This window comes from Streptomyces sp. NPDC093598, from assembly GCF_044764825.1.
GTDB lineage: Bacteria > Actinomycetota > Actinomycetes > Streptomycetales > Streptomycetaceae > Streptomyces.
The window spans coordinates 547,092-562,159 of sequence record NZ_JBIWIV010000003.1; the positions used below are offsets into that span (position 1 = coordinate 547,092).

General features: G+C 70.5%; 11 protein-coding genes and 1 pseudogene. 10 read left to right on the forward strand and 2 right to left on the reverse strand.

Annotation, left to right across the window (positions count from 1 at the left end; translation table 11 throughout):
* Positions 1 to 8: 8 nt before the first annotated feature.
* The 4 genes from ACIRDU_RS14325 to ACIRDU_RS14340 all read left to right on the forward strand — a co-directional run bounded on the left by ACIRDU_RS14325 (position 9) and on the right by ACIRDU_RS14340 (position 4,623).
* Positions 9 to 1,286, forward strand: coding sequence for an aspartate kinase (locus ACIRDU_RS14325; RefSeq protein ID WP_031140483.1), 1,278 nt, complete (start codon positions 9 to 11; stop codon positions 1,284 to 1,286).
* The gene (locus ACIRDU_RS14330; protein ID WP_403578573.1) at positions 1,286 to 2,371 is read left to right on the forward strand and encodes an aspartate-semialdehyde dehydrogenase; all 1,086 of its coding nucleotides are present in this window, start codon (positions 1,286 to 1,288) and stop codon (positions 2,369 to 2,371) included. Before ACIRDU_RS14325 ends, ACIRDU_RS14330 begins: the two co-directional genes overlap by 1 nt.
* A 522-nt stretch (positions 2,372 to 2,893) precedes the next feature.
* Positions 2,894 to 3,469 (forward strand): SigE family RNA polymerase sigma factor, encoded by a 576-nt coding sequence (locus ACIRDU_RS14335; protein WP_010032008.1) that lies wholly within the window; start codon positions 2,894 to 2,896, stop codon positions 3,467 to 3,469.
* A gap of 116 nt (positions 3,470 to 3,585) precedes the next feature.
* Complete coding sequence (locus tag ACIRDU_RS14340) at positions 3,586 to 4,623, forward strand: hypothetical protein (RefSeq protein ID WP_403578577.1); 1,038 nt, start codon at positions 3,586 to 3,588, stop codon at positions 4,621 to 4,623.
* A 57-nt stretch (positions 4,624 to 4,680) separates the two neighbouring features.
* Here the strand turns inward: ACIRDU_RS14340 and ACIRDU_RS14345 are convergent, their stop codons facing one another.
* Complete coding sequence (locus tag ACIRDU_RS14345; protein ID WP_403578580.1) at positions 4,681 to 5,475, reverse strand: SURF1 family protein; 795 nt, start codon at positions 5,473 to 5,475, stop codon at positions 4,681 to 4,683.
* Between the two features lie 426 nt (positions 5,476 to 5,901).
* On the opposite strand from ACIRDU_RS14345, the gene ACIRDU_RS14350 reads away from it, so the two are divergent.
* Positions 5,902 to 7,761 carry a prolyl oligopeptidase family serine peptidase gene (locus tag ACIRDU_RS14350; protein ID WP_403578583.1) on the forward strand — a complete coding sequence of 620 codons (1,860 nt, stop codon included), beginning with the start codon at positions 5,902 to 5,904 and terminating at the stop codon, positions 7,759 to 7,761.
* Between the two features lie 199 nt (positions 7,762 to 7,960).
* Here the strand turns inward: ACIRDU_RS14350 and ACIRDU_RS14355 are convergent, their stop codons facing one another.
* Positions 7,961 to 9,850, reverse strand: a complete 1,890-nt coding sequence (locus ACIRDU_RS14355; protein ID WP_403578586.1) for an NAD-binding protein — start codon at positions 9,848 to 9,850, stop codon at positions 7,961 to 7,963.
* Positions 9,851 to 10,026: 176 nt separating this feature from the next.
* Here ACIRDU_RS14355 and ACIRDU_RS14360 point away from each other — a divergent pair, with 176 nt between their 5' ends.
* The 5 genes and pseudogenes from ACIRDU_RS14360 (at position 10,027) to ACIRDU_RS14380 (ending at position 14,676) form a co-directional block, all read left to right on the forward strand.
* Complete coding sequence (locus ACIRDU_RS14360) at positions 10,027 to 11,067, forward strand: permease (protein ID WP_403578589.1); 1,041 nt, start codon at positions 10,027 to 10,029, stop codon at positions 11,065 to 11,067.
* Positions 11,064 to 11,768 carry a TIGR03943 family putative permease subunit gene (locus tag ACIRDU_RS14365; RefSeq protein ID WP_403578592.1) on the forward strand — a complete coding sequence of 235 codons (705 nt, stop codon included), beginning with the start codon at positions 11,064 to 11,066 and terminating at the stop codon, positions 11,766 to 11,768. The genes ACIRDU_RS14360 and ACIRDU_RS14365 overlap by 4 nt, the downstream gene beginning before the upstream one ends.
* A 66-nt stretch (positions 11,769 to 11,834) precedes the next feature.
* A complete protein-coding gene (locus ACIRDU_RS14370) occupies positions 11,835 to 12,242 on the forward strand; it encodes a hypothetical protein (RefSeq protein WP_403578595.1) in 408 nt (135 codons plus the stop codon).
* Between the two features lie 596 nt (positions 12,243 to 12,838).
* Positions 12,839 to 13,801, forward strand: a pseudogene (locus ACIRDU_RS14375) (site-specific integrase); the annotation flags it as partial.
* A gap of 221 nt (positions 13,802 to 14,022) precedes the next feature.
* The gene (locus tag ACIRDU_RS14380) at positions 14,023 to 14,676 is read left to right on the forward strand and encodes a hypothetical protein (protein WP_403578598.1); all 654 of its coding nucleotides are present in this window, start codon (positions 14,023 to 14,025) and stop codon (positions 14,674 to 14,676) included.
* The last annotated feature ends 392 nt before the right edge of the window (positions 14,677 to 15,068 follow it).

Below are 15,068 nucleotides of genomic sequence, written 5' to 3' on the forward strand. Positions count from 1 at the left end.
GAGCGCACGTGGGCCTTGTCGTGCAGAAGTACGGAGGCTCCTCCGTAGCCGATGCCGAGGGCATCAAGCGCGTCGCCAAGCGGATCGTGGAAGCGAAGCAGAACGGCAACCAGGTGGTTGCCGTCGTTTCCGCGATGGGCGACACGACGGACGAGCTGATCGATCTCGCCGAGCAGGTTTCCCCGATGCCTGCCGGGCGCGAGCTCGACATGCTGCTGACCGCCGGAGAGCGGATCTCCATGGCCCTGCTGGCCATGGCGATCAAAAAGCTGGGCCACGAGGCCCAGTCGTTCACCGGCAGCCAGGCGGGTGTCATCACCGACTCGGTCCACAACAAGGCCCGGATCATCGACGTCACGCCGGGCCGGATCAAGACCTCGGTGGACGAGGGCAACATCGCGATCGTGGCCGGTTTCCAGGGTGTCAGCCAGGACACCAAGGACATCACCACGCTCGGCCGCGGCGGCTCCGACACCACGGCGGTGGCCCTCGCCGCCGCCCTCGACGCCGACGTCTGCGAGATCTACACCGACGTCGACGGTGTGTTCACCGCCGACCCGCGTGTGGTCAAGAAGGCCCGGAAGATCGACTGGATCTCCTTCGAGGACATGCTCGAACTGGCGGCGTCCGGGTCGAAGGTGCTGCTCCACCGCTGTGTGGAGTACGCCCGCCGGTACAACATCCCGATCCACGTCCGGTCCAGCTTCAGCGGACTTCAGGGCACGTGGGTCAGCAGCGAGCCGATTACGCAAGGGGACAAGCAGGTGGAGCAGGCTCTCATCTCCGGTGTCGCGCACGACACCTCCGAGGCCAAGGTCACGGTCGTCGGCGTGCCGGACAAGCCGGGCGAGGCGGCCTCGATCTTCCGCACGATCGCCGACGCCGAGATCAACATCGACATGGTCGTGCAGAACGTGTCCGCCGCCTCCACGGGCCTGACGGACATCTCCTTCACGCTGCCGAAGACCGAGGGCCGCAAGGCCATCGACGCGCTGGAGAAGAACAAGGCCGGCATCGGCTTCGACTCGCTGCGCTACGACGACCAGATCGGCAAGATCTCCCTCGTCGGCGCCGGCATGAAGACCAACCCGGGCGTCACGGCCGACTTCTTCACGGCCCTGTCCGACGCGGGCGTGAACATCGAGCTGATCTCGACCTCGGAGATCCGCATCTCGGTCGTCACCCGCGCCGACGACGTGCCCGAGGCCGTCCGGGCCGTGCACTCCGCGTTCGGACTCGACTCCGACAGCGACGAAGCCGTCGTCTACGGAGGCACCGGCCGCTGATGGCCGACCTCCGACAGGACGCCCGGACCGGACGGTCCGGGCGTCCGACGCTTGCCGTGGTGGGGGCGACCGGAGCCGTCGGCACGGTCATGCTCCGGATCCTGTCCCAGCGGGCGGACATCTGGGGCGAGATCCGGCTGATCGCCTCCCCGCGCTCGGCCGGCCGCAAGCTGGCCGTGCGCGGCGAGGAGACCGAGGTGGTGGCGCTCACCGAGGAGGCCTTCGACGGGGTCGACGTCGCCATGTTCGACGTCCCCGACGAGATCGCCGAGCGATGGGCGCCCCTGGCCGCCGCCAAGGGCGCGGTGGTCGTCGACAACTCCGGTGCGTTCCGGATGGACCCGGACGTGCCGCTCGTCGTGCCCGAGGTCAACTCGCACGCCGTACGGATGCGCCCGCGCGGGATCATCGCCAACCCCAGCTGCACGACGCTCTCCATGATCGTGGCCCTGGGCGCGCTGCACGCCGAGTTCGGGCTGCGCGAGCTGGTCGCCTCCTCGTACCAGGCCGTCAGCGGTGCCGGGCGCGCCGGCGTGGAGACCCTGCGGCAGCAGCTGTCCCTGGTCGCCGGAACGGAGCTGGGCACGAACCCCGGTGACGTCCGCCGGGCCGTCGGAGACCACACCGGGCCGTTCCCGGAGCCGGTCGCCCTGAACGTCGTGCCGTGGGCCGGTACGGCGCGTGAGGACGGCTGGTCGTCGGAGGAGCTGAAGGTCCGGGACGAGTCCCGCAAGATCCTCGGCCTGCCCCGGCTTCCCGTGGCCGTCACCTGTGTCCGAGTGCCGGTGATCACCACGCACTCCCTGACCGTGCACGCCCGCTTCGAGGGCGAGGTCACCGTCGACAAGGCACGCGAGATCCTCGCCACAGCGCCCGGCGTCGTGCTGTTCGACAACCCGGCCGCGGGGGAGTTCCCGACCCCCGCCGACGTGGTCGGCACCGACCCGACCTGGGTCGGGCGGGTCCGGCGGGCGCTGGACGACCCCACGGCGCTCGAACTGTTCGTGTGCGGGGACAATCTGCGCAAGGGTTCCGCGCTCAACACGGCGCAGATCGCCGAGCTGGTCGCGGCCGAGCTGACCTGAACCGGTGGCCGCCCCGGTTTTCGTGAAGTTTCGCGGCGCCGGAAACCCCCGGCCGATGTCATAGGCGGTTTGTAGGATCTACGGACGACATGTGAGCCGGTCGATGGTCCGGATCACTTGTCCACGGCGCTTCGGCATCAGAGGATTTATCTCCCCGCCCTCCGCAACCGTGCGGAGGGCGGGGAGCGTCTTTGCGGTCGCCCTTCGGCCGTGGGAGCGCTTCATCAGGCGTGGGGACGCCTGGAACCGGACGTGGGGACGTCCGTTCACATCTGGACATAGGGGAAGAGCGGGACGCATGAGGGCATTTAATGCACCATCGGTTGTGCTGCCTGACGCGGGTAGACCGCCGACGGCGACGGTCGGCGTGAAAGTGATGCCCGGCACGTACAACCCTCACGGGGGTCAGCGTGTCCAACAGGCGTGGCAGAGGTACTCGATTTCAGCGCGGCACGCGGCACGGTCCTTCGACCGCCCCGTCCGGCGGCTCTCCGACCCCGCATGCCCGGTACGCCCGGTGGCATGCCGGTGATCGCGCCCGTGCCCGCAGCGCGGCCGGCCCGCATACCCAACCAGCGCGATGGCGCGGAGGACGGCGTAGCGGCCGGCACCACCGTCGATCACCTCACCGAGACCTACCGGGCGCACTACCGCTCACTGCTGGGTCTCGCCGCGCTCCTCCTCGACGACACCGCCTCCTGCGAGGACGTCGTCCAGGAGGCCTTCATCCGTGTCCACTCCGCCCGCAAGCGGGTCCGCGACCCCGAGAAGACGCTGGCGTACCTGCGCCAGACCGTCGTCAACCTCTCGCGCTCGGCGCTGCGCCGCCGCATACTCGGCCTGAAGCTGCTGTCGAAGCCCATGCCCGACATGGCCAGCGCCGAGGAAGGTGCCTACGACCAGCTGGAGCGCGACTCCCTCATCAAGGCGATGAAGGGCCTGCAGCGCCGCCAGCGCGAGGTGCTGGTGCTGCGCTACTTCGCGGACATGACCGAGGCGCAGGTCGCCGAGACGCTCGGGATATCCCTGGGCTCGGTCAAGGCGTACGGCTCGCGCGGTATCGCGGCGCTCAGGCTGGCCATGGAGGCGCCGGCATGAGTGACGGAGACGGGGCGCGCCGTGACGGGCGCGACCGGCACGAGCCCTTCGAGTGGCACGAGCCGACAAGGCTGCACGGGCAAGATCCGAAGCAATCGCACGCTGGGAACGGAACTGTGAACCACGGCCCCGACGACCAGAGCCCCGACGGGTTCGACTCGGACGAGCTGGACCTGCGCACGATGCTGCACCAAGTGGTGCAGGAGGTGGAACCGCGCGACGGCACCCTGGACTATCTGCGGAAGGCGGTGCCCCAGCGGCGGGCCCGCAAGCGGCAGGCCGTCGTCGGCATGGCGGCCGCCGCCCTCTTCATCGGCACCGCCGTCCCCGCCCTCGTACACGTCTCCAACGCCACCGGCTCCGAGGCCAACCCGGCCGCCATCGGCCACACCTCGGAAACCCAGGGCGGCGCGAGCGAGGGCAAGGGCCCGGACGGCGGCGAGAGCACCGCGGGCGGCTCCTCCGGCAAGACCGAGGGCAAGGAGAAGGGCGACAAGAAGGAGAAGGACGAGGACAAGGGATCCGGCGCCTCCACCGGCGTCTCCCAGGGCGCCGACCCCTCCGCCACCACCGCCGCCGGCATCCCGGCGTGCACCCCGGCCCAGCTCGGCCCCGCCTCCGGAAGCAGCAACGCCCCCGACTCCACGGGCGCGGTCTCCGGCTCCTTCCGCGTCACCAACGTCTCCGGAGCGGCCTGTACGGTCACCGGCCCCGGTTCGGTGAGCGCGCTGCCGCAGGGCGCGGCCGACATCAGCAAGGTCGGTTCGGCCCGGCACACCGCCGGGGACGCGGCGGCCGGAATCCTGCCCGATCCGTCCCTCGAGGCCGCCCAGCTGGTGCTCCAGCCGGGCATCGGCTACGACGTGAAGTTCGCCTGGGTCCCCTCCGAGACCTGCCCCACCCCCGGCGGCAGCGTCGGCGGCCCCGACCCCAGCCCGGACCCGACGCCGTCGGAGGAACCGACGACCACGGCCGGCACCTCCACCGGCGGCGACACGGGCACGACCCCCCAGCTGGCCACGGAGGACGGCACGGTCGACGGCAGCGTGGCAGTGACGTACACCCCGGCCACGGGCTCGGGCGCGAGCTCGGTGACGGTGCCCAACGCGTGCGCGGGGACGGTGTACTGGACGGGAGTGCTGGCGGGGGCGTAGCCAGGGGTACGGCCCGCCCTGGGCCGCGGACCCGACGGGCCCGGGCGAAGGCGCCGCTCACTTCACCGCGGCGTCCACAGCGACAGGCTCCTCATCCGCGGCCAGCCCCAGCTCCGCGTCGCGCGCGAACTCCACCTCACGCCGCAGCAACCGGAACCACATGAAGATCACGAACCCCACGAAGGCGAACCACTCGGCGGTGTAACCCAGGTTCTGGAACGCCTTCAGATCCAGCCCCGAGTCCGGCGGGGCGGCAGCCGGAACCGCCTTCATCCCGGAGTCGGCCTTCGTCAGCGTGACCCACGCGTCGTACACGTCGTACGGCACCAGATTCACCAACGACGCCGCGCTGATCGCCGAGGTCTGGCCGGCCGGCAGCCCGCCCTGCGCGCTGACCCCGTTGTCCCCCGGCGTCTCCGACGCCTGCAACGCCCCGGTGATCGTGACCTCACCGGCCGGCGGGGCAGGGACCTTCACCGCGTCGGCGGCACCGGGCAGCCACCCCCGGACCACCGGCAGCGCCTCACCCGAGCCGGTCCGCAGCAGCGTCAGCACGTAGCAGCCCTGCTTGCCGTCGAGCTCCCGCCCGGGCACCAGCAGCTGCTTGCCGTAGCGCCCGGTCGCGGTGACGAGCTTCCCGGACGTCGCCTTGTCCACCGGGAGCATGTCAGCGAGTGGCCTGGGTGCCTCGTGCCGGGCCTCGGAGACCTGCTCGGTCGCGGTGCGATGGTCCTGCACACGGTCCTCGAACCGGCCCAGCTGCCAGGACCCCATGAAGATGCAGAAGGGGATGGACAACAGCACGAAGACGTTGATCCCCCACCATCGGGGCGTCAGCAGAAACCGGTACACACCCCCACGGTACGGGGCTGCCGGGCAGCCCCGGCCCGCGGGGTCGGCAACGGCGCGGGCCCCTCGGCCGGTTCCGGACGGCGGGGAAGCCGCGTGCTGTCAGCCCTTGGGGGCAACTCGGCGTCCTCGGCCGCGTACCACCCCGGGCCAGTGCCCGAGGCCGGGCAGCCGGCACAGCACGCCGCCGCCGGTGTACACGATGTCCGGCCCAGGACGGGGTGTCGAGGCCGATGCGGCACTGCGGGTGCGGCAGAGAGCGGTTGCCCGACATCACCGAAATCGGCGGGCTCGACGTCGCGCGAGGGGTCCTGACCGGACCGGAGGCGGGTGCGACTCCTGACCTGCTCGGAGGGGGACCGGTGGAGGTTATCCACAGGCTGGGGGCCTCGTCAGCGGATTGTCGGCCGGGGCGGGCACTATGGGGCCATGACTGAGAGCAACGGGCCCGAGGCGCGGGACCAGCACGAGCAAGCGGTACAGGCGGGACAGCAGGAGCGGATGCCGGACTGGGAGAAGCGCTTTCGGGCGCCCCGGGTGTCCTTGCCCGACTGGGCGGACGACGCGCCGGACCGCTCCCTGTTCGTCTCGAACGCGACCGGGACGTACGAGCTGTACGCCTGGGACCGGTCGACGGGCGAGCAGCGCCAGGTGACGGACCGGCCGAACGGCACGACGGACGGCGTGCTGTCCCCGGACGGCGCGTGGATCTGGTGGTTCGACGACAAGGACGGCGACGAGTTCGGCGTGTGGCGCCGCCAGCCCTTCGAGGGAGGCGCCGACGAACCGGCCGCGGCCGGCCTGGAGGCCTCCTACCCGGCGGGCCTCGCCCTCGGCCGCGACGGGCGTACGGCGGTCGTGGGCCGCTCCACGGACGAGGACGGCACGACCATCCACCTCGTGCGCACCGGCGAGGACCCGGTGGAGATCTACCGCCACCGCGAGTCGGCCGGTGTCGGCGACCTCTCCCACGACGGCTCGCTCATCGCCGTCGAGCACACCGAGCACGGCGACGCGATGCACTCGGCGCTGCGCGTCCTGCGCCCCGACGGCACGGCGGTCGCCGACCTCGACGACACCGAGGGCGGCACCCGCGAGCTGGGCCTGGAGGTCCTCGGCTTCGCCCCCGTCGACGGCGACACGCGCCTGCTCATCGGCCACCAGCGCCGCGGCCGCTGGGAGCCCCTGGTGTGGGACGTGGCCACCGGCGAGGAGACGGACCTGGCGCTGGAGCTGCCCGGCGACGTCAGCGCCGAGTGGTACCCGGACGGCAGCGGCCTGCTCATCGCGCACAGCTTCGAGGCCCGCAGCGAGCTGTTCCGCTACGACCTGGCCGGCCGCGCCCTCACGGAGATCCCCACCCCGCCCGGCACGGTCTCCGGCGCGACGGCCCGGCCCGACGGCAGCGTGGAGTACATGTGGTCCTCGGCGGCCGAGCCGTCGGCGGTCCGCTCCACGACGGGCGGTGTCGTGCTCGACCCGCCCGGCATGAAGTCGCCCGGCTCGGTGCCCGTGGAGGACGTGTGGGTGGAGGGCCCGGGAGGCCGCATCCACGCCCTCGTGCAGAAGCCGCAGGGCAGCACCGGCCCGCTTCCCACGGTCTTCGACATCCACGGCGGCCCCACCTGGCACGACAGCGACTCCTTCGCGGCGGGCCCCGCGGCCTGGGTCGACCACGGCTACGCGGTGATCCGTGTCAACTACCGCGGCTCAACGGGTTACGGCCGTGCCTGGACGGACGCCCTGAAGCACCGCGTCGGCCTCATCGAGCTGGAGGACATCGCCGCGGTCCGCGCATGGGCCGTCGGCTCCGGCCTCGCCGACCCCGACCGCCTCGTCCTCACCGGCGGCTCCTGGGGCGGCTACCTCACCCTCCTCGGCCTCGGCGTCCAGCCCGACGCGTGGACCCTCGGCATCGCGGCGGTCCCCGTCGCCGACTACGTCACGGCGTACCACGACGAGATGGAAGCGCTGAAGGCGATGGACCGCACGCTCCTGGGCGGCACCCCCGAGGAGGTCCCCGACCGCTTCGAGGCCTCGTCCCCCCTCACCTACGTCGACCGGGTCAAGGCCCCGGTCTACATCTCGGCCGGCGTCAACGACCCGCGCTGCCCGATCCGCCAGATCGAGAACTACGTCAAGCGCCTGGAGGCGAGGGGCGCGGTCCACGAGGTCTACCGCTACGACGCGGGCCACGGCTCCCTGGTGGTGGACGAACGGATCAAGCAGGTGAGGCTGGAGCTGGAGTTCGCGGAGAGGTACCTGAAGGGGAGGAGGAACGCCCAGTAGCTCGGGGGGCTGGGGTGGTGTGGCGGCTGCGGCTGCGGCTGCGTCGTGGCTGATCGCGCAGTTCCCCGCGCCCCTTGGGGCGTCGATCCGCGGGAGGGTGGGCGCGGGCGGTTTCACGCTGCGCCGGGTTGCGCACCCGAGCCGGCAGCAGCACAGCGCCGGGTGCCTCGTGACGCCGAGCCGCCCAGCGAACCGGCGTTCACGTCCCCGCCCGCTCCCGCCGCCTCCGCCCCAGCAGCTCCGCCAACCCCCGCCGGGTAGCGGCCAGTACCACCCGGTCCGCTGCGCCGAGCACATACGTAGGAGGCAGATCCCACACCAGCCCCGAAGCCGGCACCCGCTCCTCGCCCGAGGTGTCGCCCTCTCCCCGCCGCCCACGGGGAGGTGACGTATTGAGCGCCAGCACCCGCCAGGCCCCGGCCCGGAACGCCTCCGCCACGGTCCGCCCCTCCAACTGGGGATGCCCGGCCACATCCACCTCCGCGAACAGCAGCACCCGCCGCTCCACCGGAATCGCCCCCAGGATCTGCCGCCCCATCATCGCTCCGGCGAACGCGGGCGCGGCCAGATGCGACACACTCCGGCTCCGCGTCAGGGCGAGCGGATGCGCGGCCCGCAGTGTGCGGTACACGGCCGTCGCGAAGTCGTCGTCGTACAGCCGCAGCACGACCCGCAGATCGGGCCGCACGGACCGGGCGTACAGCGACGCCTCCAGATTCGTCGTGTCCGCACTGGTCAGCGCCAGCAGCGCATGCGCGCGGTGGATCTTCGCGGCCTCCAGCACCCCCTCCTGCGTGACATCCCCGAGCACCACCGGCACCCGCAGCCGCCGCGCCGTGGCCATCCCCCGGGCGTCCGGATCGGACTCCACGCACACCACCGGAATGTGCAGCTCCCGCAGCCGCGTCAGCACCCGCGTCCCGATCTTGCCGAGCCCGAGCAGCACCACATGCCCGCCGAGCCCCCGCGGCGGCTTCCGCAGCGCCGAGGCGCTGCGGAACGTGCCGAGTGCTTCCAGCACCGCGGCCAGCAGCACCGGCAGCAGCAGCAACCCGACCAGCCCGGACAGCAGTTGCAGCACCTGTTCCCCGGTCGACTCGTGGAACGCGGGATCGTTGATGCCGAAGAGGTCGAGGAGCGTGACGTACGTGGCGTACAGGGGATGCTCATCGGTCACGATCATCAACGCGACGGCGAGCGCGAGCACACACCCCACCAGCCCGGCCAGCGACCACCGCAGCCGCCGCGAGAACAGCGAGGCGAACGGCGGCACACCGCCCCGCCCGGCGGGAAGGGACGGCCCGGAGTACGACACCTGCTCCAGGACCACGGTCCCGCGCCCGGTCGCCGACGCCACCGCCGCCTCGTCCGGCAGCAGGTGCGGCCCGTGCTCCCCGCTGCCCTCCGAACCGTCCGCACCGGCCGGGTCGTTGCTCGTCGCGGACAGCAACGCCAGGGTGCACAGCCCCGGGTCGGCCACCTCGCCCGGCCGCGGCGGCTGCCGCTCCACCGCACGCAGCACCAGCCCTTCCGTCTGGACGACCTTGCTCGTACCGGCGAGGGCCGTGGCGGCCAGCGCGGGCGCGGCCGTGTCGGCGTCGGACAGTACGGTCGTCGACGCGTCGAGAGCCGGGCCCGGTCCCGTCCCGGTGGCCACCGCGGCCGTCTGGTCGAGCAGTTCCTCGATGTGCTGCCCCAACCGCCGGTTGTAGAGCCGCAGTACGAGGCGAAGGCGGGGGTTGAGCCGACGGGCGGTGAGCGCGGCCCGGATGTTGGTCTCGTCGTCGTCGTAGACGAGCGCCAGCGCGGCCGCCCGGTCGGCGCCCACCTCGGTGAGCACGGCCTCGGTGACCTCGGCGGCCTCCACGACCTGCTCGTTCGAGGCCGGTTCGCCGCTCGCGCCGGACCGGTTGACGGCCGCGCTGACCCGGTCGAGCAGGGCCGCCGAGGCGGCACGGGCCCGTCCGACCACGGGCTGGCGCACCCGCCTCCCCGAGGGTGGTACGACGAGCGTGACCTGCTCGGCGTAGACACCACGGAGTTCGGCGGCCAGCCGGTGCGCGAGACCGTCGTCACCGCACACGATCATGTGCGTGGCCGGATCACCTGGCTGACCTTGGTTCGGAACGCTCCCCACGAGGGAGAAGACTGCCTCACCGGGACGGCTGGTTCCAGAAGGGGACCACGGTGGCTGAACGCCCGCCGTGGCCCGGCCGTATGGAAGGGGAGGCAATGCCCGTGCGCACGAGCGGAGGTACCGGGCCCGTGGCCACCACGAAACCCGCCCCGCGGGCAACCGGCGAGACCCACGAGAACGAGGTCGGGAAGCCGGCCTCGGGCAACGGGCCGGAAGACGGCCGGCACCTCAGCTCGCCCCTCCTGCTGACGCTCCTGCTGCTCACGGCCGTGATGCTCCAGGACCCGATCCGCGGGGCCCTGTCGGCGCCGGTGATGCAGAGCTGGATGACGGTGTTCGTCGCGGTCATGGTGCAGGCGCTGCCGTTCCTGGTGCTCGGCGTGCTGCTGTCGGCGGCGATCGCGGTGTTCGTGCCGCCGTCCTTCTTCGCCCGGGCCCTGCCCGATCGCCCGGCCCTCGCGGTCCCGGTCGCGGGCGCGGCGGGCGCGGTCCTGCCGGGCTGCGAGTGCGCGTCGGTGCCGGTCGCCGGAGCACTGGTCCGCCGAGGCGTCACACCCGCCGCCGCCCTGGCCTTCCTCCTCTCCGCACCGGCCATCAACCCGATCGTGCTGACGGCGACGGCCGTGGCCTTCCCCGGGAACCCCGAAATGGTCCTGGCCCGTTTCGTCGCGAGCCTGCTGGTGGCCTGCGCGATGGGCTGGCTCTGGCACCGCCTCGGCCGCACGGACTGGCTGCGGGTCCCGGACCGGGCATCGTACGAGGGGCAGGGCAAGGGGGCCGCGTTCTGGGGGTCGGTGCGGCACGACGTGATGCACGCGGGCGGTTTCCTGGTGGCCGGCGCGATGGCCGCGGCCACGCTGAAGGCGGTGGTACCGGCGGAGTGGCTGCGCGCGGCGGCCGGGAACCCGGTGTTCTCCGTGCTGGCCCTCGCGGTGCTGGCCGTCCTGTTGTCCATCTGCTCGGAGGCGGACGCGTTCGTGGCGGCGTCCCTCACCCAGTTCTCCCTGACGGCCCGTCTGACGTTCCTGGTCGTGGGGCCGATGATCGACCTGAAGCTCTTCGCGATGCAGGCGGGCACCTTCGGCCGCGCCTTCGCCCTGCGCTTCGCCCCCGCGACCTTCGCCCTGGCCGTCGTCGTGTCGGCCCTGACCGGAACGGTCCTGCTGTGAACCGCACGGCCCAGTCGGCCCTCCTGTTCCTGCTCGGCGCGACGCTCCTGCACGCCGCCACCACCGACCTCTACCTCCGCTACGTCAAGGCGGGCCTGCGCCCGCTGGTCCTGCTCGCGGGCGTGGTGCTGATCGCGACGGCGGCGGCGACGCTCTGGTACGAACGCCGCCGCGCCGGCGCGCGACAGCACCATCACGAGCCCCGCGTCTCCTGGCTCCTCACCCTCCCCGTCCTGGCCCTGATCCTGGTCTCACCGCCGGCCCTCGGCTCCTACAGCGCGTCCCACACGGGCACGGCCCTGACCAAGCCCTTCGGCTTCGCCGACCTTCCCGCGGGCGGACCCCTCCGCCTCGGTGTGGCCGACTACGCCGGACGCGCGGTCTACGACGACGGGCGCTCCCTGCGCGACCGCGAGCTGAAGATCACCGGCTTCGTCACGCTGGACCGCGCGGGCACCCCCTACCTGGTCCGCATGGGCCTCAACTGCTGTGCGGCGGACGCCCAGCCGGTCAAGATCGCCCTGACCGGCAACCTCCCCCCGGTCCTCAGCCCGGACACCTGGCTGGAGATCAGCGGCAGGTACTCGCCCCGCCGGACCGAGGACCCGGTCAACGACGGCCCGATCCCCTACCTCGAGGTCACCAGGGCCAAGCCCGTGCCCACACCGCACGATCCGTACGACGAGACGTGGAACACGTGAGGGCGGCGTAGCGCAGCCCATTCCGGGTACTCGGAAAAGCCGCGGATCAGCGAGGGGGAGGGGACGATGACCACGCTCGGAGGCGGGCGCGCAACCGAACTGAACCGGCAACCCCTGACCGAGGCCCGCGAGGAACTCGCGAAGGCCGACAGCCGCGCCGCACTGATCCTGGCCACCCTCGGCGCGACCCTGACCGCCCTCCTCGTGGCGATCACCGCCGGCGTCATCACACCCGCTCAGTACGCCGTGATCCCCCAGCTCCTGGTATGGACCGGCTGCGCCGCCTGCGCCCCGTCCCTCGTCCTCCTGAGCCTGGCCGCGAAGCCCCGACCGGGCACCGAAGACGAGACCCGGCCGGAGACCCTCCCCCGCACCGCCTGGACCAAGTACCGCTGCATACGCCACGCGACGGCCTGGGGCGCCGCCTTCCTCACCCTGACCCTGGCGGGGACGCTGACCGGGCTGCTGTCCTAGTGGGTGTCGTCCGGCCCGGTGGGTCTGGAGCGTAACTGGAGTCTCGCTCGTGAGGGCAGCGTCTGTAACGCTCGGCAGAGAGACAGAGAGACCTCCCATGTCTCGAAACTCTGACGGGGAGTTCCGCATGCCCAATGCCGTTCCCTCCACCATGAGTCCGGCCGATTGCTCCGCAGTGCCTTCCTCCGAAACCGCCACCGGAATCACCCTGCGGCGGTTGGTGCTGGCGGCCGGGCCGCTCAACGTGCTCCAGATCGGCTGCCCGTACGAGTCGTCGACCGCCGGGCTCGGACGATACGCGCAGGTGCGGGTGGGCAGTCCCGAGCGGTCGCCGGCGACCGTCCCCGGGACTGTCGATCTGCTCCTGCTCGGTGGTCCGTCGAAGTCCTTCCTGACGCAGCGGGTCGTTTTGGGAGCCGTTTGGGAGCCGAGTCTGGTCCATCCCGGCCATCAACCAGGCTCAGGCCAAGGGACGGGACGGGTTCGAGTTCACCGCCCCGAGTTGTCGAGGTCGACTACCTCGCCCTCGGAGTCACCGGCGCGGCCCGCTGGTCGCCTACCTCTACCGCGTCGACCGCGCCAAGCCGGTCCGCCGGAACGCGCTGCGTGCCCCGGTCTACGCCGCACGGCTTGCCCTGCAAGCCCCGACCGGCGCCGCCCGGTTCGTGGGCGGCACGATGCGGTGGGTGGCCGACCGTGAGGGCGAGCCGGTCCGACTCGCCGCGGTCCGCCGCGAGGACGCAGCCGAATATCTGAAGCTGTCGCGGCAGCGCGACGGACGCGTCCGACTGCGCACCCTCGTGACCGTGCTCGCCAGCACTCACTTGGAGCAGGCGAAAGCTGTGCTCGCCGCCGCGCGTCCATCGCGGCTGTACGCCTATGTCGTGCTGTCGCTCCTCAGCGGTGTGCGCACGGAAGAGGCGCGGCCCCTCACTCGGGATCACGTCTTCCTGGAGACCACGGAAGGTATCCCGCCTCATGTCGCGGTCTGGCGTTCGGTGCGCAAGCGTGGCGAGACCAAGACCCGACGGAGTCGCAGGACAATCGCTCTGCCGAAGCAGGTGGTGGACGTCCTCGAAGAGCACATGCGATGGCAGAAGCAAGAGCGGGAAGCGCGAGGAATGGAGTGGAGCCCGGCAGGTCGTGTCTTCACGACTCGGAGCGGCGAGTCGCTGGACGCGGCCAATGTCCGGCGAGACTTCAAGGCCATAGTGAAGAGGGCCGGACTGAAGCCTGAGTGGACCCCGCGGGAGCTCCGGCACAGCTTCGTGTCCCTGCTCTCCGACCACGTCATCCCCCTGGAGCGGATCGCGCTCTTGGTCGGTCACAGCAGCCAGACGACCACAGAGGCTGTCTACCGCAAGCAGCTCCGGCCCGTGATCACGCAGGGTGCCGAAGCGATGGATGAAATCTTCGCTGTTGGCCGAGATGCCGCCACGTTGCTTGATCAACGTGATTCCTGTTTGACCCCTCCCTCACTCCCTTGCGTCGACCACCCTGGTGGTCGATTGACTCTGTGGGCAGTAAGTCGCGCACTGAATGCCGAGGGAGGGGTCTAAACGCACGCAGATGAGCAACTCTTATCGTCACATCTACTGCACGGTTTGTAGACGCAGGTAGTAGCCGAGTTAAGGGTTCGTGGATCTTTCTTGATGGCTTTAAGTAATCCTAGAATCCCTTGGCGGTTCCAATGCTCGGGAAGGCGGCAAATTGAATGTCTGTTCCAAGTCCTTCGGGTACTCCCGATCCTTCTCCGACGCCCATGCCGGACCCCGCGCCCATGCCGGACCCCGCGCCCACGCCGGACCCCGCGCCCACGCCGGGGCCCGGCGCGCTCTCCCTGCTCGAGCGATGGAGCCTTGGACTGCAGGGCATTGTGGGTGCATTAACACTTGTCACGCTGGTCTTCTTGGGTTTTCAGACGGTTGCTGCCATTGAGGGAGCCGAGCAGGCGACAAAGCAGAGCAAGGAGGCCGCTAGGCAGAGCGCGGAAGCTGCCAAGCAGAGTACAGCCCAGCGTCTTGATGGCACGTACGAGCGCCTGATGGAAAGGAAGCACTATCTCGCATCCCAAGAGAATGTAAGAGTTACTGACCATATATTCCGCGGAACGCCGCTAGAAGATATAAAGGATAAGGCTGAGCGGAGTCGAGTTGAAACTGCTTTAGTGTGGGACTTGGTGTATGTCGACTATCTGTATGAGATGCTGCCGGGTTTGATAGATTGTGCGCCCGAAGATCGGCATCTCGTATTGCGGAAAAAGTCTTCGGAAGAGGTCATCCAGTGCGATGATTGGGCTGCATGGAGCGAGTACATTGCCGCAGTCTTCGAAGACACGAGGCAGTGTCGGCTACTGAAGGATACTGAGGCTACTTACGGAGTCGGATTGGTCAGCGTACTTCGCAACGCAGGTTTGTGTAAGGGCATTCTTTGAGAGGGGCCCCTTGGGAATCCATGCGGCAATGTTGCGATCGCCCTGTCTCCCGGATCAGTGAGCGTCTGCCGCTGCACTGTGAGGTAAGCCACACAGTCACCGCAGTCTGTCGACCTCAGCGAGTTGTGTCGCAGTCTCGCGCTCCGTCGGCTCTGTCGGGTCCAGGCGAACAGGTCGACCTAAAAAGACGATCGATGTGGCCCGCTGGAGGGACTGCCGGCCGTTGGTCCTCAGGTGGCTGACAGATTGAGCTGCCCGGGGGAGGTGGCGTCGGGGCTGGATCAACTTCGGTTGGCCCCCGAGCACGACAGAGGCCCATTCGCGATCATGCGAATGGGCCTCTGACCAGCGTCGGGGTGGCGGGATTTGAACCCACGACCTCTTCGTCCCGA

Coding starts and splice junctions, on each gene's coding strand:
- ACIRDU_RS14330 (WP_403578573.1), top strand. CDS start 1,286: ATGGCCGACCTCCGACAGGACGCCCGGACCGGACGGTCCGGGCGTCCG.
- ACIRDU_RS14335 (WP_010032008.1), top strand. CDS start 2,894: ATGCCGGTGATCGCGCCCGTGCCCGCAGCGCGGCCGGCCCGCATACCC.
- ACIRDU_RS14350 (WP_403578583.1), top strand. CDS start 5,902: ATGACTGAGAGCAACGGGCCCGAGGCGCGGGACCAGCACGAGCAAGCG.
- ACIRDU_RS14355 (WP_403578586.1), bottom strand. CDS start 9,850: ATGATCGTGTGCGGTGACGACGGTCTCGCGCACCGGCTGGCCGCCGAA.
- ACIRDU_RS14370 (WP_403578595.1), top strand. CDS start 11,835: ATGACCACGCTCGGAGGCGGGCGCGCAACCGAACTGAACCGGCAACCC.
- ACIRDU_RS14380 (WP_403578598.1), top strand. CDS start 14,023: ATGCCGGACCCCGCGCCCACGCCGGACCCCGCGCCCACGCCGGGGCCC.